Annotated in this window: 21 protein-coding genes; 7 read left to right on the top strand and 14 right to left on the bottom strand. The window is 63.3% G+C overall.

The window, feature by feature from the left end:
• Positions 1-27: 27 nt before the first annotated feature.
• Complete coding sequence (locus FX984_RS00760) at positions 28-1,203, top strand: MFS transporter (protein WP_027607904.1); 1,176 nt, start codon at positions 28-30, stop codon at positions 1,201-1,203.
• Here FX984_RS00760 and FX984_RS00755 read toward each other — a convergent pair.
• Together FX984_RS00755 and FX984_RS00750 are read right to left on the bottom strand one after the other, a co-directional pair.
• Positions 1,197-2,234, bottom strand: coding sequence for an alpha/beta hydrolase family protein (locus tag FX984_RS00755; protein WP_027607905.1), 1,038 nt, complete (start codon positions 2,232-2,234; stop codon positions 1,197-1,199). The two genes, FX984_RS00760 and FX984_RS00755, sit on opposite strands and share 7 nt — an antisense overlap.
• A gap of 240 nt (positions 2,235-2,474) precedes the next feature.
• Positions 2,475-3,086: an FMN-dependent NADH-azoreductase gene (locus FX984_RS00750; protein ID WP_027607906.1), complete on the bottom strand. Its 612-nt coding sequence runs from the start codon at positions 3,084-3,086 to the stop codon at positions 2,475-2,477.
• A gap of 126 nt (positions 3,087-3,212) precedes the next feature.
• On the opposite strand from FX984_RS00750, the gene FX984_RS00745 reads away from it, so the two are divergent.
• Both FX984_RS00745 and FX984_RS00740 read left to right on the top strand, forming a co-directional pair.
• A complete protein-coding gene (locus FX984_RS00745; RefSeq protein ID WP_027607907.1) occupies positions 3,213-4,121 on the top strand; it encodes a LysR substrate-binding domain-containing protein in 909 nt (302 codons plus the stop codon).
• Positions 4,118-4,480 carry an MmcQ/YjbR family DNA-binding protein gene (locus FX984_RS00740; RefSeq protein ID WP_065941321.1) on the top strand — a complete coding sequence of 121 codons (363 nt, stop codon included), beginning with the start codon at positions 4,118-4,120 and terminating at the stop codon, positions 4,478-4,480. Before FX984_RS00745 ends, FX984_RS00740 begins: the two co-directional genes overlap by 4 nt.
• Here the strand turns inward: FX984_RS00740 and FX984_RS00735 are convergent.
• Together FX984_RS00735 and FX984_RS00730 are read right to left on the bottom strand one after the other, a co-directional pair.
• Positions 4,463-4,846, bottom strand: a complete 384-nt coding sequence (locus FX984_RS00735) for a DUF1294 domain-containing protein (protein ID WP_146476476.1) — start codon at positions 4,844-4,846, stop codon at positions 4,463-4,465. The genes FX984_RS00740 and FX984_RS00735 overlap by 18 nt on opposite strands.
• Positions 4,843-5,673: an undecaprenyl-diphosphate phosphatase gene (locus FX984_RS00730; protein WP_027607910.1), complete on the bottom strand. Its 831-nt coding sequence runs from the start codon at positions 5,671-5,673 to the stop codon at positions 4,843-4,845. Before FX984_RS00730 ends, FX984_RS00735 begins: the two co-directional genes overlap by 4 nt.
• 229 nt (positions 5,674-5,902) lie before the next feature.
• On the opposite strand from FX984_RS00730, the gene FX984_RS00725 reads away from it, so the two are divergent.
• The 3 genes from FX984_RS00725 to FX984_RS00715 all read left to right on the top strand — a co-directional run bounded on the left by FX984_RS00725 (position 5,903) and on the right by FX984_RS00715 (position 8,793).
• Positions 5,903-7,537 (top strand): methyl-accepting chemotaxis protein, encoded by a 1,635-nt coding sequence (locus FX984_RS00725; RefSeq protein ID WP_027607911.1) that lies wholly within the window; start codon positions 5,903-5,905, stop codon positions 7,535-7,537.
• Positions 7,538-7,714: 177 nt separating this feature from the next.
• A complete protein-coding gene (gene pnuC, locus FX984_RS00720; RefSeq protein WP_092359429.1) occupies positions 7,715-8,278 on the top strand; it encodes a nicotinamide riboside transporter PnuC in 564 nt (187 codons plus the stop codon).
• Entirely contained in the window at positions 8,275-8,793 is a 519-nt protein-coding gene (locus tag FX984_RS00715) for an AAA family ATPase (protein WP_065927763.1), read from the top strand. Before pnuC ends, FX984_RS00715 begins: the two co-directional genes overlap by 4 nt.
• Positions 8,794-8,887: 94 nt before the next feature.
• Here the strand turns inward: FX984_RS00715 and ggt are convergent, their stop codons facing one another.
• The 10 genes from ggt to FX984_RS00665 all read right to left on the bottom strand — a co-directional run bounded on the left by ggt (position 8,888) and on the right by FX984_RS00665 (position 20,622).
• Entirely contained in the window at positions 8,888-10,612 is a 1,725-nt protein-coding gene (ggt, locus tag FX984_RS00710) for a gamma-glutamyltransferase (RefSeq protein WP_027607914.1), read from the bottom strand.
• Positions 10,613-10,704: 92 nt separating this feature from the next.
• Positions 10,705-13,407, bottom strand: coding sequence for a cystathionine beta-lyase (gene metC / locus FX984_RS00705; protein ID WP_146476477.1), 2,703 nt, complete (start codon positions 13,405-13,407; stop codon positions 10,705-10,707).
• 155 nt (positions 13,408-13,562) lie between these two features.
• Complete coding sequence (locus FX984_RS00700; protein ID WP_146476478.1) at positions 13,563-14,156, bottom strand: cysteine dioxygenase family protein; 594 nt, start codon at positions 14,154-14,156, stop codon at positions 13,563-13,565.
• Between the two features lie 16 nt (positions 14,157-14,172).
• Positions 14,173-14,997 carry an amino acid ABC transporter ATP-binding protein gene (locus FX984_RS00695; protein ID WP_027607917.1) on the bottom strand — a complete coding sequence of 275 codons (825 nt, stop codon included), beginning with the start codon at positions 14,995-14,997 and terminating at the stop codon, positions 14,173-14,175.
• Positions 14,984-15,667 (bottom strand): amino acid ABC transporter permease, encoded by a 684-nt coding sequence (locus tag FX984_RS00690; RefSeq protein ID WP_027607918.1) that lies wholly within the window; start codon positions 15,665-15,667, stop codon positions 14,984-14,986. The genes FX984_RS00695 and FX984_RS00690 overlap by 14 nt, the downstream gene beginning before the upstream one ends.
• Positions 15,657-16,382, bottom strand: coding sequence for an amino acid ABC transporter permease (locus FX984_RS00685; RefSeq protein WP_146476479.1), 726 nt, complete (start codon positions 16,380-16,382; stop codon positions 15,657-15,659). The genes FX984_RS00690 and FX984_RS00685 overlap by 11 nt, the downstream gene beginning before the upstream one ends.
• On the bottom strand, positions 16,379-17,581 hold the full coding sequence (locus FX984_RS00680; protein WP_146476480.1) for an aminotransferase class I/II-fold pyridoxal phosphate-dependent enzyme: 1,203 nt from the start codon (positions 17,579-17,581) through the stop codon (positions 16,379-16,381). The genes FX984_RS00685 and FX984_RS00680 overlap by 4 nt, the downstream gene beginning before the upstream one ends.
• A complete protein-coding gene (locus FX984_RS00675; RefSeq protein WP_146476481.1) occupies positions 17,578-18,999 on the bottom strand; it encodes an FAD-binding oxidoreductase in 1,422 nt (473 codons plus the stop codon). The genes FX984_RS00680 and FX984_RS00675 overlap by 4 nt, the downstream gene beginning before the upstream one ends.
• A complete protein-coding gene (locus FX984_RS00670; protein ID WP_146476482.1) occupies positions 18,992-19,798 on the bottom strand; it encodes a transporter substrate-binding domain-containing protein in 807 nt (268 codons plus the stop codon). Before FX984_RS00670 ends, FX984_RS00675 begins: the two co-directional genes overlap by 8 nt.
• A 2-nt stretch (positions 19,799-19,800) precedes the next feature.
• Positions 19,801-20,622 (bottom strand): transporter substrate-binding domain-containing protein, encoded by an 822-nt coding sequence (locus FX984_RS00665; RefSeq protein ID WP_098479644.1) that lies wholly within the window; start codon positions 20,620-20,622, stop codon positions 19,801-19,803.
• 243 nt (positions 20,623-20,865) lie between these two features.
• Here FX984_RS00665 and FX984_RS00660 point away from each other — a divergent pair, with 243 nt between their 5' ends.
• Positions 20,866-21,717: a LysR substrate-binding domain-containing protein gene (locus FX984_RS00660; protein WP_370671275.1), complete on the top strand. Its 852-nt coding sequence runs from the start codon at positions 20,866-20,868 to the stop codon at positions 21,715-21,717.
• The last annotated feature ends 41 nt before the right edge of the window (positions 21,718-21,758 follow it).

Here is a 21,758-nt window from a genome sequence, read left to right as displayed (position 1 = left end):
TCACCGCCCGCCCGCGAACGAGTGCCCATGTCCAACGCCGCCCCCTCCTCCCTGTCGATCACCCTGCAGATCGTCTCCATCGTGTTCTACACCTTCATCGCCTTTATCTGCATCGGCCTGCCGATTGCGGTAATCCCGGGCTATGTCCATGAGCAACTGGGCTTCAGCGCGGTGGTGGCCGGGATTACCATCGGCTCGCAGTACCTGGCAACCCTGCTCAGCCGCCCCATGGCCGGGCGCATGTCCGACAACGTCGGCACCAAGCGCGCGATTGTGCTGGGGCTGGCGGGCATCCTGGTCAGCGGTGTATTGACGTTCTTCGCCACCCTGGTGGACAGCCTGCCCAGCCTGAGCCTGGGGATTCTGATCGTCGGCCGGCTGTTACTGGGCGTGGCCCAGGGTCTGATCGGCGTGGGCACCATCAGTTGGTGCATGGGCCAGGTCGGGGCGGAGCACACGGCGCGGTCGATTTCGTGGAATGGCATTGCCTCCTACGGTGCCATCGCCATCGGCGCGCCGCTCGGAGTGGTGATGGTCGCCGAATATGGCTACACCAGCCTGGGTATCGCGCTGTCGGTGTTGGCGGCGCTGGGCCTGATGCTGATCCGCAACAAACCCTCGGTGCCGGTGGTGCGTGGCGAGCGCCTGCCGTTCTGGGCGGTGTTCGGGCGCATCGCACCCTTTGGTGCCAGCCTGTGCCTGGCATCCATCGGCTACGGCACCCTGACCACCTTTATCACCCTGTATTACCTCAATCGCGGCTGGGCCGGCGCGGCGTACTGCCTCACGGTGTTTGGCGTATGTTTTATCCTCTCGCGGCTACTGTTCATCTCCGCGATCAGCCGGTTTGGCGGCTTCAGGGCGGCGATTGCCTGCATGATCATCGAGACCCTGGGCCTGACACTGCTATGGCTGGCACCGTCCACCGGCGTAGCCTTGATCGGTGCAGGGCTGACCGGCTTTGGCTTGTCGCTGGTGTACCCGGCGCTCGGCGTTGAGGCCATCAAGCAGGTGCCCAACAGCAGCCGCGGTGCCGGCCTGAGTGCCTATGCGGTGTTTTTCGACCTGGCCCTGGCGATTGCCGGGCCGTTGATGGGCGCCGTGGCGTTGAACCTGGGTTACAGCTGGATTTTCTTCTGCGCAGCGCTGTTATCGGTCACGGCGCTGGGCGTGACCTTGCTGCTCAAGCGCCGCGCTTACTGATCGGCGGTCTGCAAGCCGGCGCGGGTAGCCTGGCCGAGGGTATGGGTGAAAAAACGCCCGGCTTCGGAGATCAGGTCGCGGTGGATGCCTTCACGGTCGACGCCGTCCGCATCGGTGCAGATGGCCGGCATCGCGGCCAGTTGGTCGCTGTCGCACGGCGCCATGAACACGAAGTGCCCTGCCCCCGCCAGCAGCTTGAAGTCCGGTGGCTCCGGCAGTTTGCGTGCCAGGGCGGCGGCATTCTTGTCGACCGCCACCAGCTTGTCACCATCGCCGCTGTAGAGCAGCACCGGCACATGCACGTCGGCCAGGGTGTGGCGGCCGAACATCAGGCTCAACGGCGCCATCAACATCAAGGCATGAATGCGCGGGTCGGATTGCGGTTGCAGGTCGTCACGGTCCACCACCAGTTCGCCCTTGGTGGTGCAGGCATCACGATCTTCGGGGCGTTCCTGGCAATAGCGGCGCAGGCGGTCGAAGTCCGGCTTGGCTCCCGCCAGGATCAACGCGGTTTCGCCACCGGCCGAATAGCCGATAACGCCCACCTGATCGACGTTGACGAACGGCGACAGCATCGGGTCGGCCAGGGTCGCGGTGATCGCTTCGGAAATCTGGATCGGCCGGCCGTACAGGTTACTCACCGTGCCCAGGCGGCTGTGGTCCTTATAGTTATCGCCGGGATGCAACACCGCGACCACCACAAAGCCTTTGCGCGCCAGGGAGGTGGCCAGGTCATGCAGGGCCAGCGGCGTACCGGTGTTGCCATGGGACAGCATCAACATCGGAAAGCGGCCAATCGCGATCTTGGAATCTTCGCTGGCGGCGACGTGGTAGGGACCCAGTTGCGTGCTGTGTTCATCGTCGGTGGACGGGTAGAAGGCCACGGCTTTCATCGGCTGCAGGTCCAGCGGGTCGAGAAAGCTCATGCGGTGGAAGCCCACACTCCAATGGGGGTGCGGCGCGGGCGCGGCGTGCACTGAAATCAGGCCGCCGAGCAGGGAAAGAACCATAACAGCACAAAGACGCATCATGAGGATGTCCACCTTTGCTGCGTGACCACGTTCAACACCCGCGGCATGTCTATATGAAAAGTCCATGGTTCAAGGCACTCGCATCGGGTGATAAACCCATGCGTGCATAACCTGGGCCAAAGTAATGACAGCGGGTAAACGAAAAAACTCCGTACTCCAGTCGTTTCAGGCGACAAGAATACAGAGTTTAGGCGCCCGGCTTCGGATTGAAACCGAGCAGAGGCGAAATTTACACAAGCCTTACGCAGCAGCGAACAATTGTTCGTTGATGAGCACGTTGGCGTCGCTCAGGGATTTGCTGCGCACTTCATCACCGTAGGCCAGGCCATGGGCGCGGACGAATTCGATGTCGGTAATACCGAGGAAGCCCAGCATCACCTTGAGGTATTCCTCGTGGGCCACACCGGTTGCCTGGCCGACATGCATGCCGCCGGAGGTGGACACAATGATGACTTTCTTGTTACCGCACAGGCCTTCAGGGCCCGCTTCGGTGTAACGGAAGGTCTGGCCGGCAACGGCGATGCGGTCGATCCAGGCTTTCAACTGGGTTGGAATGGTGAAGTTGTACATCGGCGCACCGATCACCACGGCGTCGGCGGCGAGGAATTCGGCCAGGCTGTTGGCGCTCAGGTCGGCCTCGTGCTGTTGTGCGGCGTCACGCAGTTCGGCGGCGGTGCCCAGGGCGCCCAGGGTCGCGCCGGAGAAGTGGTTGATGCCTTCGCTGGCGAGGTCACGGTAGGTCACTTCCACACCTGGCTCGGCCGCTTGCCAGGCCTTGACCACGCCAGCGCTGAGCTGCCGGGAAGCCGAGTTGTCGCCGAGGATACTGGAATCGATGTGCAACAGTTTCATGGTGGATCTCCGAGGGTGGGATCGACAGTGGCGATCAGATGAAGGGGATGCTACGCATGAAACCAATAGTCGATAAGACGCCTGAAATGCGATAGTTTGTCCCACTGACAGGACAATAGGCTGACCATGCAAGACCTCAACGACCTCTACTATTTTGCCAAAGTCGTCGAAGCCGGCGGCTTTGCGGCGGCCGGGCGGCTGTTGGGCATTCCCAAGTCGCGGCTGTCGCGGCGCATTGCCGAGCTGGAAGAACGCCTCGGCGCGCGCCTGCTGCAACGCACCACGCGGCAACTGACCCTGACCGCCGTCGGCGAGCGCTACCTGCGCCACTGCCAGGCGATGCTGCTCGAAGCGGAAATGGCCGACGAGGCCGTCGCCAGCATGTCCAGCGAACCCCGTGGGCGGCTGAGGGTGACGTGTCCGGTGGGCCTGGCGCAAAACATGATGCCGGATGTGGTCGCGGGTTTCCTGGCCGCCCACCCCCAGGTGCAGTTGGAGATGACCCTGGTCAACCGCCGTGTCGACCTGGTAGCCGAAGGCATCGATGTGGCGCTGCGCGTGCGCGAACTGGGCGATGAAGACCCGCTGCTGGTCACCAAGCGCCTGCGCCCGGCCCAGACGGCACTGGTCGCCAGCCCGAACTTTTTGCACGGTCGGCACATCAACAGCCTCGACGACCTCAAGCAACTGCCGATACTCGGCGCGCTGGAAGCAGACCGCATGGTGCACCAACGCATCCTCGATCCCGAAGGCAACCCCCACGACCTGGTGATGGAAGCGCGCCTGGGCGTCGATGACTTCAACGTACGCAAGGCCAGCGCCATCATGGGCCTGGGCTTTACCGTGCTGCCGATGATGTACTGCGAAGAAGAACTGGCCAGCGGCCGGCTCGTACAATTGCTGCCGGAATGGTCGTTGCCGGGCGGCTGGCTGCAGGCCGTCTACCCGCATCGCCGTGGCGTGCTGCCGGCGATTCGCGCCTGGATCGATTACCTGGAAGAAGGCTTCAAAAGCTGCGGAGACCGCCTGCTATGAAAATGACCGAAGCACAGGTCGCAACGTTCTGCCTGAGCCTGCCCGGCGCGCGGGAAGACTACAAATGGGGTGGCGTGCGGGTGTTCTCGATAGCAGGCAACAAGATGTTTGCCCTGCAAAACCTGCGCGGCGACTCGCTGGCGTTCAAGGTCGACAAGGACTTGTTCCTCGGCCATGTGGACCGTCCCGGCATCCACCCGGCGCCGTACCTGGCACGCGCGCAGTGGATCATCATGAACACGCCCTACCCGCTGGGGGCCGAGGAACTGCGTAGCCTGTTGCAGCGCTCCCACCAGTTGGTGGTGAGCAAACTGCCCAAGCGCACGCAGGTGGGGTTGCTGCTAGAGAACGGACAGTAGCGTGCCACCGAGGAACAATTGGTCCAGCCAGAACACCTGGTGCAACAGCACGAGCACCCAGAACAGCACCTGGTAAGACACCTTGCGTGTCTTGTGCCGGAACACCTGCTGGGCAATCAGCGCCCCTGGCCAGCCGCCCGCCAGTTCCACGGCGTGGAGAATGTTTTCCGGAGTGCGCCAACTGTCGGTGCGGGCCTTGCGCTTGTCGCTCCAGTACAGGAAAAACGCGATCATGCTGACCACCCCATAGGCCACCAGCGGGATCACGGTTTCGCCGCGTTGCCACACCAATACCGACCCCACCAGCGGCGCCGCGCACAGCAGCACAAAGATCGCCGCTTTCAAGCGCGGATGCTGAATCATCATGCCTTGGCCGCTGCCCAGTCGATCCAGCCGAATTGCCAGGTCGCCAGGATCAGCAGGCCGAACGCAATGCGGTACCAGGCGAACGCCGCGTAGCTATGGCTGGCGATGAACTTGAGCAGGCCCTTGACCGCGATCATCGCGAAGATGAACGAGGTGACGAAGCCGATGGCGAACACCGGCAGGTCCGCCGGCTGGAACAGGTCGCGGTATTTGTAGCCCGAGTACACCGCCGCACCGACCATGGTCGGCATGGCCAGGAAGAACGAAAACTCGGTGGCGGTCTTGCGCGACAGGCCGAACAGCAGGCCGCCAATGATGGTCGAGCCGGAGCGCGACGTACCCGGGATCATCGCCAGGCACTGGGCAAAACCGACCTTGAGCGCGTCTTTCCAGGTGATGTCATCGACGCTTTCGGCGTGCACTTCATGCTCGCGGCGCTCGGCCCACAGCATGACGATGCCGCCGATCACCAACGCGGCGGCCACGGTGATCGGGTTGAACAGGTAATGGTGGATCAGGTCGGCAAAGATCACCCCCAGCACCACGGCGGGCAGGAACGCGATCAGCAGGTTGACCGTGAAGCGTTGGGCGTTGCGCTGGGTCGGCAAGCCGGTGACCACATCGAGGATCTTGCGCCGGAATTCCCAGACCACCGCGAGGATGGCGCCCAGCTGGATGATGATGTTGAACGCCATGGCGCGTTCGCCGCCGAAGTCGAGCAAATCGGCGACGATAATCTGGTGTCCGGTGCTGGAGATCGGCAGGAACTCGGTAAGCCCCTCCACGACGCCAAGAATCAATGCCTGAATGGCGGTCCAAAAATCCATGCTTCCCCCAAAGGTCATGCGCTGTGGCATGCCTTATCAATCTTTTAATGGTTCACTGACGAGCGCACTCAAGTGCCCGGTGTTGACCATGGTCAATGCCGGCCTGCAAAAATTCTGTGAAAAATCAGGCAGTACTCAGGTTTTGCGATTTCAGGCCGAAAGCCTATCAGACGAGGCGTAAAAGTCGATGCGACGCCCACAATTATAAAAAGCCCGGAGTGACAGGACGATGAACAGTTTGCGCAATATGTCGATCAGCCGACGCCTCTGGATGATCCTGATCGTCGCCGTGCTGATGCTGATGGCCCTGGGTTTGCTGATGCTCAAGCAGATCCACGACGACCTGTACCAGGCCAAGCGCCAGCAGACCCAGCACGTGGTCCAGACCGCCAGCGGGATCCTGACGTTTTATCACAGCCTCGAAACCACCGGCGTGATGACCCGCGAAGCCGCGCAAAAACAAGCCCTGAGCGCGGTGCGCGGCTTGCGCTATGACCACGACGACTATTTCTGGATCAATGACCTCACCCCCGTGATGATCATGCACCCGGCCAACCCCAAGCTGGACGGCCAGAACCTCTCGGCCATCCGCGATCCCGACGGGTTTGCCGTGTTCAACGAGTTCGTGATCCTGGCCAAGGCCAAGGGTGCCGGCATCATCAACTACCGCTGGCCGAAGCCGGGCGCGGAGGCGCCGGTGGCGAAAACCTCGTATATCCAGTTGTTCGAGCCGTGGGGCTGGATCATCGGCTCCGGCGTGTACGTGGACGATGTGCAGGCCGAGTTCAACAGCCAAGTGTGGAAGGCCTCGCTTATCGTCCTCGGCATCGCACTGGTGATGGCCCTGCTCGTATCGCTGATTGCCCGCAGCATCGTGCGCCCCCTGCAGGATGCGGTGAACGCCATGGGCAACATCGCCAGCGGCGAAAGCGACCTGACCCGCAGCCTCGACACCCACGGCCGCGACGAAGTCACCCAGCTGTCCCAGCACTTCAACACCTTCACGGCCAAGCTGCGCCAGGTCGTCAGCCAGTTGCAGGTGTGCGCCAACGCCCTGGGCCAGTCCTCCACGGAACTGGGCAACAACGCGACCCAGGCCCACGACCGCAGCCAGCAGCAGTCCCAGCAGATGGAACTGGTGGCCACCGCCATCAATGAAGTCACCTACGGCGTGCAGGACGTGGCCAAGAACGCCGAACACGCCGCCAGCGAAATGCGCGATGCCCAGGCCCAGGCGCAGCAAGGCCAGGTCAATATCGACAGCAGCCTGCAGCAGATCGACCAGCTCTCCACCACCATCAGCCAGGCCGTGGAAGTGATCCGCACCTTGTCCAGCGAAAGCACGCAGATCGGTGGCGTGTTGGAAGTGATCCGCTCCATCGCCGACCAGACCAACCTGCTGGCCCTCAACGCCGCCATCGAAGCGGCGCGCGCCGGGGAACAAGGCCGTGGTTTTGCCGTGGTGGCCGATGAAGTCCGCCTGCTGGCCCAGCGCACGCAAAAATCCACCGCCGAGATCCAGGCGATGATCGAGCGCCTGCAAGGTCACTCGGAAGCCGCGGTCAAGGTGATCAGCGACAGCCACAGCGCCTCGCAACTGACCATCGAACAAGCCGGCCAGGCCGGTGCCAGCCTTACCGCCATCGGCCAGGCGCTGCACAACCTCAACGGTTTGAATGCCTCGATTGCCAGCGCCACCCTGCAACAGGCCCATGTGGTGGAAGACATCAACCAGAACGTCACCCAGGCTGCGAGCCTGTCCCACAGCACCGCAATGGCGGCCGAGCAGTCCAACGTGGCCAGCGTGCATTTACGCGGGCTGAGCGAGCAGCTCGACGGCCTCTTGCGCCAGTTCAAGGTCTAACACTGCTCCAAATGTGGGAGGGGGCTACACCCCGATGGCGATACATCAGTCTGCATATGTGCAGCTGACCCTCCGCTATCGGGGCAAGCCCTCTCCCACATTTGCCTTACTGTGTTTTGAAGATTGCTGGCCTCTGGTTACAATCCCCGCCCTCTCCCACTCTCCCAAGGAACCGCCATGTCCGGGCTTGAACTGTTCGCCGCCGCCCTGGGGGTGATCGCTGTCTGGCTGACGGTCAAGCAAAACCCCTGGTGCTGGCCCATCGGCCTGGTGATGGTGTTGCTGTACACCTGGGTGTTCTATGACGTGAAGCTCTATTCCGACATGCTGCTGCAAGTGGTCTACGCCGCCCTGCAAGTCTACGGCTGGTGGCAGTGGACCCGCGCCGGCGAGGTCAGGCAAGGGCGCCAGGTCACCCGCCTGGGTTGGCCGGCAATCATGATCAGCATGACCATCGGTGCGGTCGGCAGCCTGCTGCTGGGCGCTGCGATGGCGCACTGGACCGACGCCGCGCAACCCTGGCTGGATGCCGCCCTCACCGGTTTCAGCCTGGTGGCGCAAATGTGGATGGCGCAGAAACGCGTGCAATGCTGGCCGCTGTGGATCACCGTGGACGTGATTTTTGTCGGGCTGTTCCTCTACAAGGGCTTGTACCTCACCGCTGCGCTCTACGCCCTGTTCACCGTGATCGCCGTGCAAGGCTGGCGTGAATGGCGCGCCGACCCGGCGTTGCAACCATGAAGGTGGTGGTACTGGCCGGACCCGAATCCAGCGGTAAAAGCTGGCTGGCTGCCGAGTTGCACGCGCATTTCGGTGGGCTGATGGTGCGTGAATACGTGCGCGATTTCATGGACCGCCACCAGCGCGACACCAGCCTGGCGGATATCCCGGCCATCGCCCACGGCCAACTGGCCTGGGAAGATGCCGCCCGCGCCCGGCAGCCGCGCCTGCTGGTCCTCGACACGCACCTGCTGACCAACAAACTCTGGAGCCAGACCCTGTTCGGAGACTACCCGGCATGGCTCGACGACGAACTGCTGGCGCGTCACTACGACCTGCACCTGCTGCTGTCGCCGGATGATGTGGAATGGACCGCCGACGGGCAGCGCTGCCAACCGGAACTGGCCGACCGCCAGGCGTTTTTCCAGGACAGCCTGGCGTGGATGCAGGCGCATCGACAGGCGGTGGTGGTCATCAGGGGGAGTTGGGAGGAGCGCCGCACCGCCGCGTTTGCTGCGGTAGAACAGCTGTTGTAGTGAGCGGGCTTGCCCCGCGCTGGGTGGCGAAGCCGCCCCAATAAAAACACCGCAGCCTGCCAGACAGGACGCGGTGTTTGGTTTTAGGGGGGGGTTAGTAGCCCAGCGACAGGCCGGTATTACGACGCGGGTCATTCGCGCCATAGAAGCGGTTGTTGCCCACCGGCTTGCCATCCAGGGACGGTGCCCCCACCAGGATCGCCGCCAGGTGGTTGGCATCCTGCGGCCCGGCAAACTTGTGGCCCCAGCTTTCCAGAATCTTCTGGGTGTCCGGGCTGACCGCGAAGGTCTCCAGGTTGGTGGTTTCCGGCATCCATTGCTGGTGGAAACGCGGCGCGTCCACGGCTTCCTGGATATTCATCTTGTAGTCGATGACATTCAGGATGGTCAGCAGGGTCGCGGTAATGATGCGGCTGCCGCCCGGCGTACCTACGACCATCACGGCCTTGCCGTCCTTGGTCACGATGGTAGGGCTCATCGACGACAGCGGCGCCTTGCCCGGTGCGATGGCGTTGGCTTCACCCTGGACCAGGCCGTACATGTTCGGCACCCCGACCTTGACGGTGAAGTCATCCATTTCATCGTTGAGGATCACCCCGGTCTTGCTCGCCATCACGCCCGCACCGAACCAGTCGTTGAGGGTGTAAGTGACAGAGACCGCGTTGCCCCACTTGTCCACGATCGAGTAGTGCGTGGTGTTATTGCCTTCGTGCGGAGACACACCCGGCTTGATCGCCTGGGAATCCCCGGCCTTCTGCGGCTCGATGGCGTCACGCAGCTTGGCCGCGTAGTTCTTGTCCAGCAGATGCTCGATCGGGTTCTTCACGAAATCCGGATCGCCCAGGTAGCTGTTACGGTCCACGTAGGCGTGACGCATGGCTTCGATCTGGTAGTGCAGGCCCTGGGCCGAGTGATAGCCCAGGTCGGCCATCGGGTAGCCTTCGAGGATGTTCATGATCTGGCAGATCACCACGCCGCCCGAGCTTGGCGGCGGTGCCGAGACCACGTGGTAGCCGCGGTAGTCGCACTCGATGGGCGCCAGTTCGCGGGTCTTGTACTTGTCCAAGTCGGACTGGGTGATGATGCCCTTGCCGGCCTGGCTGGAATCCACCAGGGCCTTGGCGACCCAACCCTTATAGAAACCGTCGCTGCCCTTGGCGGAGATTTCCTTGAGGGTCCTGGCCAGGTCTTTCTGCACCAGCTTCTGGCCGACCTGCAGCGGCTGGCCGTTGTGCAGGAAGATCCCGCGCATATCCTTGTCTTTTTCGAACTCACCGGTGGCGGTGTGCAGCAGGTCGATATCGCCCTGCTCCAGGGCAAAGCCGTTTTCCGCCAGCTTGATCGCCGGGGCAATCACCTGGGCGCGCTTGAGGGTGCCGTACTTGCTCAGGGCCAGCTCCATGCCGGACACGGTGCCGGGCACGCCGACCGCCAGGTGCCCCTTGGCACTCAGGCCTTCGACCACATTGCCGGCCTTGTCCAGGTACATATCGGCGGTGGCCGCCAACGGGGCCTTTTCGCGGAAGTCGAGGAAGGTCTTGCGCCCATCCGCCAGTTGCACGGTCATGAACCCGCCGCCGCCCAGGTTACCCGCCGCCGGGTACACCACCGCCAGCGCGTAGCCGACCGCCACGGCGGCATCCACCGCGTTACCGCCGGCCTTGAGTACATCCACGCCGACATGCGTGGCCAAATGCTGGGCGGTCACCACCATGCCATTTTCACCGGCCACCGGGGCCTGGGACGCGGCTTGCACGCCGCTGACCGTCAACACCAGGGCGGTGGCAATCAGTGTGCGGCTGAAGGGTTGGTATTTCATCCATGGCTACTCTAGTTATTGAGATGCACCAAAATAGCCCGTCCCGAATTTAATCCCCAGCGCAATGGCGTTTTTATTACAGAACCTGTCGGTCACAGAACGGCACGTGCAAAGCCGCGTTGCAGATCCTCGATCAATGCCGCCACATCTTCCAGACCGATATGCAGGCGCACCACCGGGTTCAGCCCACGGTCCGCCGCACTGTCGCGGTCGCCGGTGTCGGCCACGGTGACCAGGCTTTCATAGCCGCCCCACGAAGCGCCCAGGCCGAACAGCTGCAAGCCGTCGATAAACCGCTCGACGTAGGCGGCCTCGGCATTCACCAGTTCAAACGACACCAAGCCATTGCTGCCGGTGAAGTCCCGGCGCCACAACCCATGCCCCGGATGCCCGGGCAAGGCCGGGTGGAACACGCGCTTGACCTGGGGTTGCCCCTGCAACCACAGGGCGATGTCCACGGCCTGGCGTTCGTGCACATCCAGGCGCGAGGCCAGGGTGCGGGCGCCGCGCAGGATCAGGTAGGCGTCGTCGGCACTCACCGCGTTGCCGAAGGTGTCGCTCATCCTGCCCAGCGCCGGCCAGGCCGCTGGTGTGGTGCACACGCTGCCCATCATCACGTCGCTGTGGCCGCCGAGGTATTTGGTCAGGGCCATGATCGAAATATCCGCGCCCAACGCCAGTGGCCGGTACAGGTAGCCCGAGCCCCAGGTGTTGTCGACGGCGAGCAGGATGTCGCGAGGCTTGCACAACGCGGCAATCGCCGGCAGATCGCACAGCTCATACAACAGTGAGCCCGGCACTTCGGCGTAGACCAGCCGGGTATTGGCTTGCAGTTGCGCTTCCAGCCCCTTGCCATCGGGTGCGAAGTAGCCGACCTCGATGCCGAACGGCTGGAGGAATTCCCGTGCCAGCTTGCGCACCGGGGAATACACCGCGTCGGTGATCAGCACATGATCGCCGGGGCGCAGGTAGGCCAGGAACACCTGGGCCGCCGCCGCCAGGCCCGTACCGTAGAGCCGTGTGCGAAAGCCGCCCTCCAGCTCGGTGACCAGGTCTTCCAGCGCATGGGAGGTCGGGTTGCCACGCGCGCCGTAGCTGAGCACCCGTTCGCTGTCGCGGCGGGCACGGGCGTCGCGCATCTGCGCCAGGTTGTCGAACAGCACGGTGCTCAGGCGCGTGACGGGTACGTTGACGGCGCGGCCGCCGTGGCCTTTTTCGGTACGCGCGGCATGGATCAAGCGCGTGCGCACCCGCGACACAGGTACCAGCGGCTTGAAGCTGGCGATTTCCGCTTCGCTCATTTGTGCGAGCAGGCCGATTTCCCAGGCCAGGTACTGGCGCGCGGCGTCCTTGTTGCCGCTGTGACGGTCGTGGGTGAAAAACAGGAAGTCGATGCACTCGGCGTCGGGCGGTGTCTGCGGATCTTGGTTGACCGGCAGGCCGGCCGAGACCCAGGCAGCGAAGCCACCGTCGAGCAACCTGGCCGACAGGCCTTCGGCAGCAAAGGCCGCCAATGCCGGGTCATCCGCCACCAACACCAAGGGACGATGATCGGTCTTGAGCCGCGCACGAATCGACCAGCGGGACCCGGCAATATGGCCCTTGCGGTAGGCCATGCTCGGGCGCAGGTCGATCAGGTTCACATCGCTCAATTCCAGCGCCAGGGCCTGGGCGCTGATCAGCGGCAACGGCTCGTACGCCACCGTCGGCAACACCGGCAGCGCCAGGCCGCTGTCGATACCACCGCTGAGCACATAGGCTTCGTGCCCGAGTTGACGCAGCCAACTGGCGACAATCGGCGCACGCACACCATCGCTGTCCACCAGCACGATGCGTGCCTGGCGCACGCCGATATACAAGTCGGTGGACTGGATCAACTGCCCGCCCGGTGTATGTTGCGCGCCTGGCAACGAGCCAAGGGCAAACTCTTCAGCGGTGCGCACATCACACAGGAACAGGCTGCGTTGCGCGTCCTCGGCCCATTGTCGAACCTGATCCGCCGATACCGTCACCACCCCTGACCGCTCTGCCAATTGCCGCGCAGCCAGGCGCTGCCGAGCCAGGTCAGTGCTGACCTGATCGGCATAGCGCCGAGTACTGCCATGTTCCAGCTGGAAATCTTCCAGGTACCAGCCCTGGGTCCCGTTTTCCAAGGCATAGACAGGGTTTTTCAGGCCCAGGTTGATCAGGGTCTGGGCGCCGATAATGCTGCGGGTGCGTCCTGCACAGTTGATAACGACGGGCGTGCTTTCATCCGGCACCAGGTCCTGTACGCGGTAGCCCAGCTCACCGTTGGGGCAGCAGATGGAACCGGGGATGGTCATCTTGCGGTACTCCTCGAACGGTCGTCCGTCCAGCACCACCAGCGGCTCGCCGCGCGCCTGCCAATCCGCCAGCTGCCGCGCAGTGACATGGGGCGTGTGACTGGCCTCTTCCACTAACTCACCAAAGGCCTTGGACGGTACGTGCACACCGGCAAACAGCTGCAACCCCGCCGCCTGCCAACCCTCGGCACCGCCCTCCAGCACATGCACGCAGCGGTAGCCCAGCGCCTGCAAACGCGCGGCAACCAGCGCCGCCACCTCGCCGCCATCCTGGTCATAGATCACCAGCCGCACCTGCGGGTTGGGCGCCAGGCGGCGTACTTCCAGCTCCAGGCGGCTATAGGGCAGGTTCACCCCATGGAACAGGTGGGCTTCGCCGTATTGCCCGTGCTCGCGCACGTCGAACACGGCGATTTCCTGCCCATCGAACAGCCATTGCTGCAGTTGAAGTGGGGTGATGGTCTGGCTCATGGAAGTCCCAACAATTAAGAGAAAAGTGACTGCAACACCAACTGTGGGGGGGGCTTGCCCCCGATGAGGGCGTGTCAGTTAATCCATCCGGTGACTGGCACTCTGCCATCGGGGGCAAGCCCCCTCCCACATTTGATCCGGTTGACACCCCGCGATCAGTAAGCGCGAATAGACGGCGCCATCTGCGAGGCGTTGTAGTTGAGGATGCGGCCGTCCGCGTCCACGCCGTAGCGGCCATTGAGGGATTCCAACGGCAAGCCATACAGGTGGAAATGCAACGTTGCCTGCTCACCTTCAACCTTGATGCCATGCAGGTCTTCACCGAGGAACGAGATCGACGTGCCTGGCTGCACGATCACTTCTTTCTCCAGGCTGAGGGTGGTGAAGCCCGGTTCGCGGCCTTCGTCATTGCGCGCATAGACGTAGTTGATCTCCTGGCCTTCCACCGCGCTGATGATCGCCCAGGTCTCATGGTTGTGCGGGAGCGTGCTTTTGCCCGGCAACAGCGAGTTGAGGTACAGGGTCGGCGTATCGCCGTCGTCGTTGAGGCGATAGCGGAATGCGGTGCTGCCCTGCCCTGGCACAGGTGCGGGGAATGCCTCGAAGTTGAACAGGTCGCGGCGCTCGGCCAATTGCTCCAGCAGGCCGACGATTTCCACCAGGGCCGCACGGTCTACGCCGCGCTGGTTGATGACGCGGATCTGCTGCAAAAACGCCTCGATCACGGCGGCACGGTTTGCGTTGCTCATCACGGTTTTCCTCTTATCAGACTGACAGGCTGTAACGGCTCAAATGGGTCAACAGGTACGGGTCATGGTGGATGGGGCCACGGCGCCCCGAATCGCCCAAGGCATGGCGCAGGAACGTCTGGGTGCGTTCGTTGCCAGGGTTCTGGAAGATCTGCGCGGCGCTGCCATGCTCGACAATCACGCCGTTTTCGGTGAAGTACACGACGTCGCTGATCTCTTCGGCGAAGCGCATTTCGTGGGTGACCAGCACGCAGGTCATGCCCTCTTCGGTCAACTCGCGGATCACCGTCAGCACTTCGCCGACGGTTTCCGGGTCGAGCGCCGAGGTCACTTCGTCAAACAGGATCAGCTCCGGGCGCATCGCCAGGGCGCGGGCAATCGCCACGCGCTGCTGCTGGCCGCCGGACAACTGGCCCGGGTACGCATCGGCCTTGTGCTCCATGCGCACCTTGGCCAGCAGCGCCCGCGCGTCTTTTTCCGCATCGGCACGGCTGCGACCGAGCACCTTGCGCGGGGCGATCACCAGGTTTTCCAGCACCGACAAGTGCGGGAACAGGTTGTATTGCTGGAACACAAAGCCGACGCGCTTGCGCAACTCGATGCGCTGGGCTTCCTGGACCAGGCTGTCGACCTGGGTCTGGTCCACGCGAATGCTGCCGCGCTGGGGCTGCAACAGCCCGGTGATGCAGCGCAGGATCGTGGACTTGCCCGAGCCCGACGGGCCGATGATCGACACGGCCTGGCCGCGCAGCACGTCGAGGTCGATGCCCTTGAGCACCGGGTTGGCGCCGAACGACAAGTGCACATCCCGCAGGCTCACCAGGGGTTCAGTAGAAGGCATAACGGCGCTCCAGGTGTTGGGTCAGGCGGGAAATCGGGTAGCAGTACGCAAAGAACAGCACCAGCAGGCTCAGGTAGATCACCACGGTAAAGCCGGTCATGTTCACGGTGTTGCTGGCGATCTGCGCGGTGTCGATCACATCATGCACGCCCACCAGCGAGGCCAGCGCGGTGCCCATGGTGACCACCGCGTAGAGGTTCATCCACGGCGGCAACATGCGCTTGAAGCACTGCGGCAGGATGATCGAGCGAAACAGCTGGCCACGGGTGAACGCCAGGGACCGCGCGGCTTCCCATTGGGTGCTGGGGATCGAACCGATGGCGCCACGGAAGATTTCCGCGACATTGGCGCTGGCCGGCAAGGCCAGGCCGATAGTGACCTTGACCCAGTCGGGGAACGACACGTAGCCGCTGCCGATCCGGATCTCGAACGGGAACACATAGGTGGTGAAGTAGATCAGCACCAGCCATGGCGCATTACGAAACACCTGCACCCACAGCCGCGCCACAAAGCCCAGGGGCGACAATGCCAATGCACCGATCAACAGGCCCAGCACCGAACCAATGCCGATCGCCAGCAGGCTGATCAGAATGTTCTGGCCAAAGCCTGCGACCAGCGCCGGCGACCATTGCCACAACGCCGACAGCACGGGAAATGAATCAATGGCCATAGCCGGGCATCCTCAGGCGCGCTTCAAGCCAGCGCCCCACACAATTGACGATAAAACTCAGCAGGCCGAAAAAGCTCAGGATCAGGAGCATCAGCTCCAGCACGTTGTCACTCTGGGTCCAGATCATGATCGCCGCGTAGGTGATGTCGCCCACCGCAATCGCGGAGGCCACGGCGGTCATCTTCACCAGGTCGATCAGGTTGTTGATCAGCGATGGCAAGGCAAAGCGCAGCGCCAGGGGCAACTGCACATTCCACAGCAACTGGCGGCGGCTGAAGGCCAGGGAGCTGGCGGCCTCCAGCGTGACGGCGGGCGCCGCTTCGATGCCGGCGCGCAAGGCCTCGGCATGGAACGCGCCCTTGTGCAGCGAGATCACGATCACCACCCAGGCGAACGGCGTCAGCGGGTTGGCCGCGCCGACCGCCTGGGTCAACAGCATGTTCAACACCAGGAACGCGCAGTACAGCTGCACCAGTGTCGGCGTGTTGCGCGTGACTTCCACGAACACCCGCGCCGGCTTGGCCAGCCAGAGGTTGCCTGAAGTCAGCATCGCCGCCAGCGTGATCCCCGCCAGCAAGCTGCCGAGGATCGTGAACAGGCACAGCAGGCCGGTGGTCAGCGCGCCCTGGACCAGGCTGCCGCGCTGATAGGCGTCGAGCAGGAAGGTGTAGTTCAGGCCGATACGCGCGGCCCAATCGACGAAAAGCTCCATCATTGCAATTTTCCGCAGGCTGTCGCGATACGCCGCCCGGCTTCGGCAACGCTGTCGGTCGCGGTGGCGATGGACAGGCGGAACCACGGCGACAGGCCATAGGCACTGCCCGCCACGCCGGCCACGCCTTCCTCCAGCAACCAGGCCACCACATCGGCGTCATTGTCGATACGCTGGCCGTCCGGACGAGAACGCCCCACCAGCCCGGCGCAACGCACGAAGACGAAGAAGCCGCCTTGGGGCTCGAGTACGTCCAGTCCATCGATGTTTTTCAGCGCCTCGACCAGCATGTCGCGGCGCAATTGATAGGCTGCGACCTGCTCCGCGAGGAAGTCCAACCCGCCGGTATACGCCGCCAACGCTGCCGCCTGCCCCACCGATGAGGCGCCGGAAGTGGATTGGGATTGCACCACCGCCATGGCGTCGGTGAGGGTTTTCGGCCCCGCCCCAAAGCCGATGCGCCAGCCGGTCATGGCGTAGGTCTTGGACACGCCGCCCACCAGCAGGCAGCGCGCCTGCAAATCCGGCGCGACATTCAACAGGCTCTGCGCCGGGCGACCATCGAAGCGGATGTGTTCATACAGCTCGTCCAGCAGGATCAATACGTGGGAATGACGCCGCAGCACCTCGGCCAGCGCCTGCAGCTCGGCTTCGCTGTACACCGCGCCACTGGGGTTGCCGGGGCCATTGAGGATCAGCCAGCGTGTGCGTGCGCCGATGTGCTGCTCCAATTGCGCCGGCAGCAGCTTGCAGCCCTGCTCCAGGTCGCATTCGATAAACACCGGTTCGCCGCCATTGAAACGCACGCTGTCCGGGAAAGACGGCCAGTACGGCGTCGGCACCAGCACTTCATCACCGTCATCCAGGGTAGCGGCGAAGGCATTGAAGATGATCTGCTTGGCGCCATTGGCAATCACGATGGACGCCAGCGGGTAGTCGAGTTGGTTTTCTTCGGCCAGCTTGCGCTGCACCGCGACGCGCAAGGCTTTAACGCCCGGCGTCGGTGTGTATTTGGTCGCACCGGCAGCGATGGCTGCGCAGGCGGCCTGCTTGATGTGCTCGGGCGTGTCGAAATCCGGCTCGCCGGTGGTGAGGTCGAGGATGTCGCGACCGGCATCGCGCAATTCAGTCGCGCGGGATTTGGCCGCGGCGTTGGCGGACAGCGACACTCGCTGCACGCGCCGGGACAGGCGTACGGTCATGGCTGAACCTCGAGGACTTTGCCGGGGTTGAGCAGGTTGTGCGGATCCAGCGCCTGCTTGATGCGGCGCATCAGGTCCAGCTCCACCGGGCTTTTATAGCGGCCGAGCAGGCCGACCTTGCGCTGGCCGATGCCATGCTCGGCGCTGATCGAACCGCCGTGGGCGTTGGCGCTGTCATGCACCAGCGCGCTCAATTGCGCGTAATGGGCCATATGCGCCTCCACCGTCGAATCCAGCGGATGGGCCACGTTGTAATGCAGGTTGCCGTCGCCCAGATGGCCAAAGGTGAAGTTGCGCACGCCGGGGAAATGTTCCTGGAGCACTGCATCGGTGTGGGCAACGAAGGCCACCACCTGAGAAATCGGCACCGAGATGTCGTGCTTCATGTTGCCCCCGGCACGTTTCTGCGCCTCACTCATGTTCTCGCGCAGCAGCCACAAGGCGTCGCTTTGCGCCAGGCTTTCGGCGATCAGGGCGTCGGCGATCAATTCGTGCTCGAAGGCTTCGCCAAGCACGTGTTCAAAAGCCTCGCGGGCATGGCTTTCGCCATGGTTATCCGAGAGTTCGATCAAGGCAAACCAGGGTTGGCGCGCGCTGCTGAACGGCTGGGGGCCTTCAGGGAACTGGTCGCGCAGCAAGGCCAGGCAATCGGCGCTGAGTAATTCGAAAGCGGTGAGATTGGCGCCAAAACCGGCACGGGCGTGGGACAGGAACGCCACCGCCTGGGCCAGCTCATCAAAGGCCAACAGTGCGGTGGCCTGGGCCTTGGGCAGCGGGAACAACTTCAAGGTGGCGGCAGTAATAATGCCAAGGGTGCCTTCGCTGCCGATGTACAGGTCGCGCAGGTCGTAGCCGGTATTGTCCTTGCGCAAACCGCGCAGGCCATCCCATATCTCGCCTTCGGCGGTGACGACCTCCAGGCCCAGGGTCAGCTCACGGGTGTTGCCATAGCGCAGCACTGCGGTGCCGCCGGCATTGGTGCCGAGGTTGCCGCCGAGGGTGCAACTGCCTTCGGCGCCCAGGCTCAACGGAAACAGACGGCCGGCCTCGCGGGCCAGGTCCTGGATGTTTTGCAGGATGCAGCCGGCTTCTACCGTGAGGGTGTCATTGTCGGTATCGACATTGCGCACACGGTTCATGCGGTCGAGCAACAGCAACACCGAGCGCCCGCTGGCATCCGGCGTCGCGCCGGCCATCAGGCCAGTGTTGCCGCCCTGCACCACGATGGGCGCTTTCAACGCCACACAGGCGCGCACCACCGCGGCAACTTCTTCGGTATTCCCTGGGTGCACCGCCGCAACCACCCGCCCGCTGTAGCGCCCCTGTTTATCGGTGAGGCGGTGCGCCGCCTCATCACTGGTTTGTACATGGGCCGCGCCGAGCAGTTGTTGCAAGGTGGCGAACAGCGCATCACTCATGGCTGAACTGCTCATGCAGGTCGCGCAAGGCCTGGGACGGCGCCATGCCGGTGCGCTCGCCGAGGGCGATCAGGAAGCCGCTTTTATGCCAGCCCTTCACGATGGCATCGAGTCTGGCCTGGGTGTCGTGCTCGCCCTTGCGAATCCAGATCACCGATTTCGACGGGATCAAATCGCCAGGCAACGGGATTTCATAACCGGCCCACTCGGCATCGCTGAGCAGCGCATGCATGGTCGGGCTGACATGTACGGCGGCCACGCAACCATTGCCACGCAGCGAGAGCAGCGATTCGGATTGGCTGCGGAACGCCTTGATCTGTGCGCCGTAGATCTCCTGCAAAGGCTTGATGAAGTTGCTGCCCTGGGACACGCACACCGGCTGGCCCTTGAGGTCGGCCCACTGCTGGATGCCGGCGCCTTTGCGAATCAACGCAGCGCCGCCGACTTCTTCATAGGGCGTAGGCACGTAGTCGAGGATTTCGGCGCGCTCTTCGGTGAACTGCATATTGGCGATCAGGATGTCGACCTTGCCCTGTTGCAGGAACTGCACGCGGTTGGGCGCCAGCACCGAGACAGTCTGGGTCTCGACACCCAGCGCCTGGCCGATGCCTTTGGCCAGCTCGACGTTGTAGCCCAGGTGTTCGCCGGTCTTGGGATCAATGGTGCCGAACGGCGGACCGCTGAGGATCACGCCGACGCTGACGACGTGGCGTTGCTGGATCTTGTCGAGGGTGGCGTCGGCATGGGCGAGGCCCGCGCACAGGGCCAGGCCGAGTGCGGTGAAGGTTCTCAGGTTCATGCTCAGGCGCCCTTGAACTGTTTCTGCAATTCCACCAGGGCCGGTGATGCCGGACTGATGCGGTTGCGGGTCTGGGCGTTGATCAGCCAGCCGCTGCGGTGCAGTTCCTTGACGATCGGGTCGAGCCTGGCCTGGGTGTCATTCTCGCCACGACGGGTCCAGATCACCGACGGTGCCGGGTTGAGTTCCGGACCAAGGACGCGGTAGTCCTTCCATTCGGCACTGTCGTTGATCAACGGGTTGATCAGGGTAGAGTCGTGTACCGCCGCGACGCAGTTGTTGCCCCGCAGGGCCAGCAGCGATTCGGACGAGCTCTTGAACGCCTTGAGCTGCGCGCCGAACCCGGTCAGCGGCTTGACGTAGCTGCTGCCCTGGGAGGTGCACACGGGTTGGTCCTTGAGGTCTTCCCAGCGGGTGATCTGGCTGTCTTTGAGCACCGCAGCCGCACCGCCGACGCGGTAGAACGGCGTCGGCACGAAGCCGAGGATTTCACCGCGTTCGGCGGTCCATTCCATATTGGCGATGAGCAGGTCGACCTTGCCCTGCTGCAGGAACTGCACACGGTTGGCCGGCAATACCGGCACCAGTTGCACTTCGGCCTTGAGTTGACGGCCCAGCTCATTGGCCAGGTCGACGTTCAAGCCCTTGGGCTGTTGCGTGGCCGGATCGATGCTGCCAAACGGCCCGCCGGACAACAACACGCCCACCACCAGCACATGGCGCTGCTCGATCTTGTCCAGGGTCGCATCGGCCTGCGCCGCCACACTGCCGCCCAGGGCGATCATCGACCCCAGGGCCACCGGCAACCATTTCTTCAACATCATTGGACTTCCCCCTGGCGAATGATCGGCGTACCCCGACCTGATGGAGGGGCATGCTAGGGAGAGTGCGCGGGCAACGGAAATGCAAATATCTCATATCATTATAACTTGCCGTGTCTACCCCGCCTTCGTTTTTGGCATAACCCTTTATTTATTGACCCACGCAAAAATAATCTTCAGAAAAGCATAAATATCTGTAATGTTTAACTTCACGTCCTTGATATAAAACCGCCCCTGGAAATGGCCATGTCGACCCTCGACCTTGAACTCCTGCGCACCTTTATCGCCGTGGTCGACCACCACAGTTTCGCCGAAGCCGGCACGCACCTGGCGCGCACCCAGTCGTCCGTGACCCAGCATATGCAGCGCCTGGAGCAGCAAGTGGGGGTCAGCCTGTTCGAGAAGCGCGGCCGGCAAAAACAACTGACCGAGCCCGGCCTGCAACTGCTGCGTCATGCGCGGCAGATGCTGGCGCTGAATGACGATGCCTTGAATTCCCTGCGCGAGAGCAGCCTGAGCGGTGTGCTGCGCATCGGCTCGCCCCACGATATTGCCGACACCATCCTGCCGCCGATCCTCAGCCATATCGCCCGCTCGGCGCCGCGCCTGCGCCTGGAGATCGACGTGGGCCGCAGTCCGTTCCTGATGGACGACCTGCACCGGGGCAAGGTGGACATGGTGATCTCCACCCGCGCCGACCCGAACCTGGAAGGCTTTGCGCTGCGTACGTCGCCGGTGTGGTGGATCTGTTCGGCGCAGTACATCCACCAGCCGAGCGAGCCGCTGCCGCTGATCCTGGTGGATGAGCCGAGCATCTACCGGCGCTACGCGCTGGAGGCGCTGGAACGGGCGAACATTCCCTGGCGCCAGGCGTACCTGGCGTCGAACCTGATCGGGATTAAAGCGGCCACTCGCGCGGGCCTGGGGGTGACGCCGCGCAGCATGGAAATGCTCGGCCCGGACATGCGCGTGCTGGGCGAAACGGATGGGTTGCCGAGGTTGCCGGAGGTCACGTATTACCTGTGGATTCGGCCGAATACGGCGAACCCGATTGCGCGCAAGGCGTATGACTTGATTCGGGGCAGCCAGGGCCTGTAAAGACGGGGCTGGCATCTGGATTTTATCCCGTTAGAATCATC

The organism is Pseudomonas marginalis (assembly GCF_008692035.1).
Classification (GTDB): domain Bacteria; phylum Pseudomonadota; class Gammaproteobacteria; order Pseudomonadales; family Pseudomonadaceae; genus Aquipseudomonas; species Aquipseudomonas marginalis.
The sequence above is the reverse complement of the archived record's forward strand: the minus strand, read 5'-3'. Positions and strand labels throughout refer to the sequence as shown.

Bases quoted from the DNA above. Each gene is read 5' to 3' on its own strand.
- FX984_RS00760 (WP_027607904.1), top strand. From the start codon at position 28: ATGTCCAACGCCGCCCCCTCCTCCCTGTCGATCACCCTGCAGATCGTC.
- FX984_RS00755 (WP_027607905.1), bottom strand. From the start codon at position 2,234: ATGATGCGTCTTTGTGCTGTTATGGTTCTTTCCCTGCTCGGCGGCCTG.
- FX984_RS00750 (WP_027607906.1), bottom strand. From the start codon at position 3,086: ATGAAACTGTTGCACATCGATTCCAGTATCCTCGGCGACAACTCGGCT.
- FX984_RS00745 (WP_027607907.1), top strand. From the start codon at position 3,213: ATGCAAGACCTCAACGACCTCTACTATTTTGCCAAAGTCGTCGAAGCC.
- FX984_RS00740 (WP_065941321.1), top strand. From the start codon at position 4,118: ATGAAAATGACCGAAGCACAGGTCGCAACGTTCTGCCTGAGCCTGCCC.
- FX984_RS00735 (WP_146476476.1), bottom strand. From the start codon at position 4,846: ATGATGATTCAGCATCCGCGCTTGAAAGCGGCGATCTTTGTGCTGCTG.
- FX984_RS00730 (WP_027607910.1), bottom strand. From the start codon at position 5,673: ATGGATTTTTGGACCGCCATTCAGGCATTGATTCTTGGCGTCGTGGAG.
- FX984_RS00725 (WP_027607911.1), top strand. From the start codon at position 5,903: ATGAACAGTTTGCGCAATATGTCGATCAGCCGACGCCTCTGGATGATC.
- pnuC (WP_092359429.1), top strand. From the start codon at position 7,715: ATGTCCGGGCTTGAACTGTTCGCCGCCGCCCTGGGGGTGATCGCTGTC.
- FX984_RS00715 (WP_065927763.1), top strand. From the start codon at position 8,275: ATGAAGGTGGTGGTACTGGCCGGACCCGAATCCAGCGGTAAAAGCTGG.
- ggt (WP_027607914.1), bottom strand. From the start codon at position 10,612: ATGAAATACCAACCCTTCAGCCGCACACTGATTGCCACCGCCCTGGTG.
- metC (WP_146476477.1), bottom strand. From the start codon at position 13,407: ATGAGCCAGACCATCACCCCACTTCAACTGCAGCAATGGCTGTTCGAT.
- FX984_RS00700 (WP_146476478.1), bottom strand. From the start codon at position 14,156: ATGAGCAACGCAAACCGTGCCGCCGTGATCGAGGCGTTTTTGCAGCAG.
- FX984_RS00695 (WP_027607917.1), bottom strand. From the start codon at position 14,997: ATGCCTTCTACTGAACCCCTGGTGAGCCTGCGGGATGTGCACTTGTCG.
- FX984_RS00690 (WP_027607918.1), bottom strand. From the start codon at position 15,667: ATGGCCATTGATTCATTTCCCGTGCTGTCGGCGTTGTGGCAATGGTCG.
- FX984_RS00685 (WP_146476479.1), bottom strand. From the start codon at position 16,382: ATGATGGAGCTTTTCGTCGATTGGGCCGCGCGTATCGGCCTGAACTAC.
- FX984_RS00680 (WP_146476480.1), bottom strand. From the start codon at position 17,581: ATGACCGTACGCCTGTCCCGGCGCGTGCAGCGAGTGTCGCTGTCCGCC.
- FX984_RS00675 (WP_146476481.1), bottom strand. From the start codon at position 18,999: ATGAGTGATGCGCTGTTCGCCACCTTGCAACAACTGCTCGGCGCGGCC.
- FX984_RS00670 (WP_146476482.1), bottom strand. From the start codon at position 19,798: ATGAACCTGAGAACCTTCACCGCACTCGGCCTGGCCCTGTGCGCGGGC.
- FX984_RS00665 (WP_098479644.1), bottom strand. From the start codon at position 20,622: ATGATGTTGAAGAAATGGTTGCCGGTGGCCCTGGGGTCGATGATCGCC.
- FX984_RS00660 (WP_370671275.1), top strand. From the start codon at position 20,866: ATGTCGACCCTCGACCTTGAACTCCTGCGCACCTTTATCGCCGTGGTC.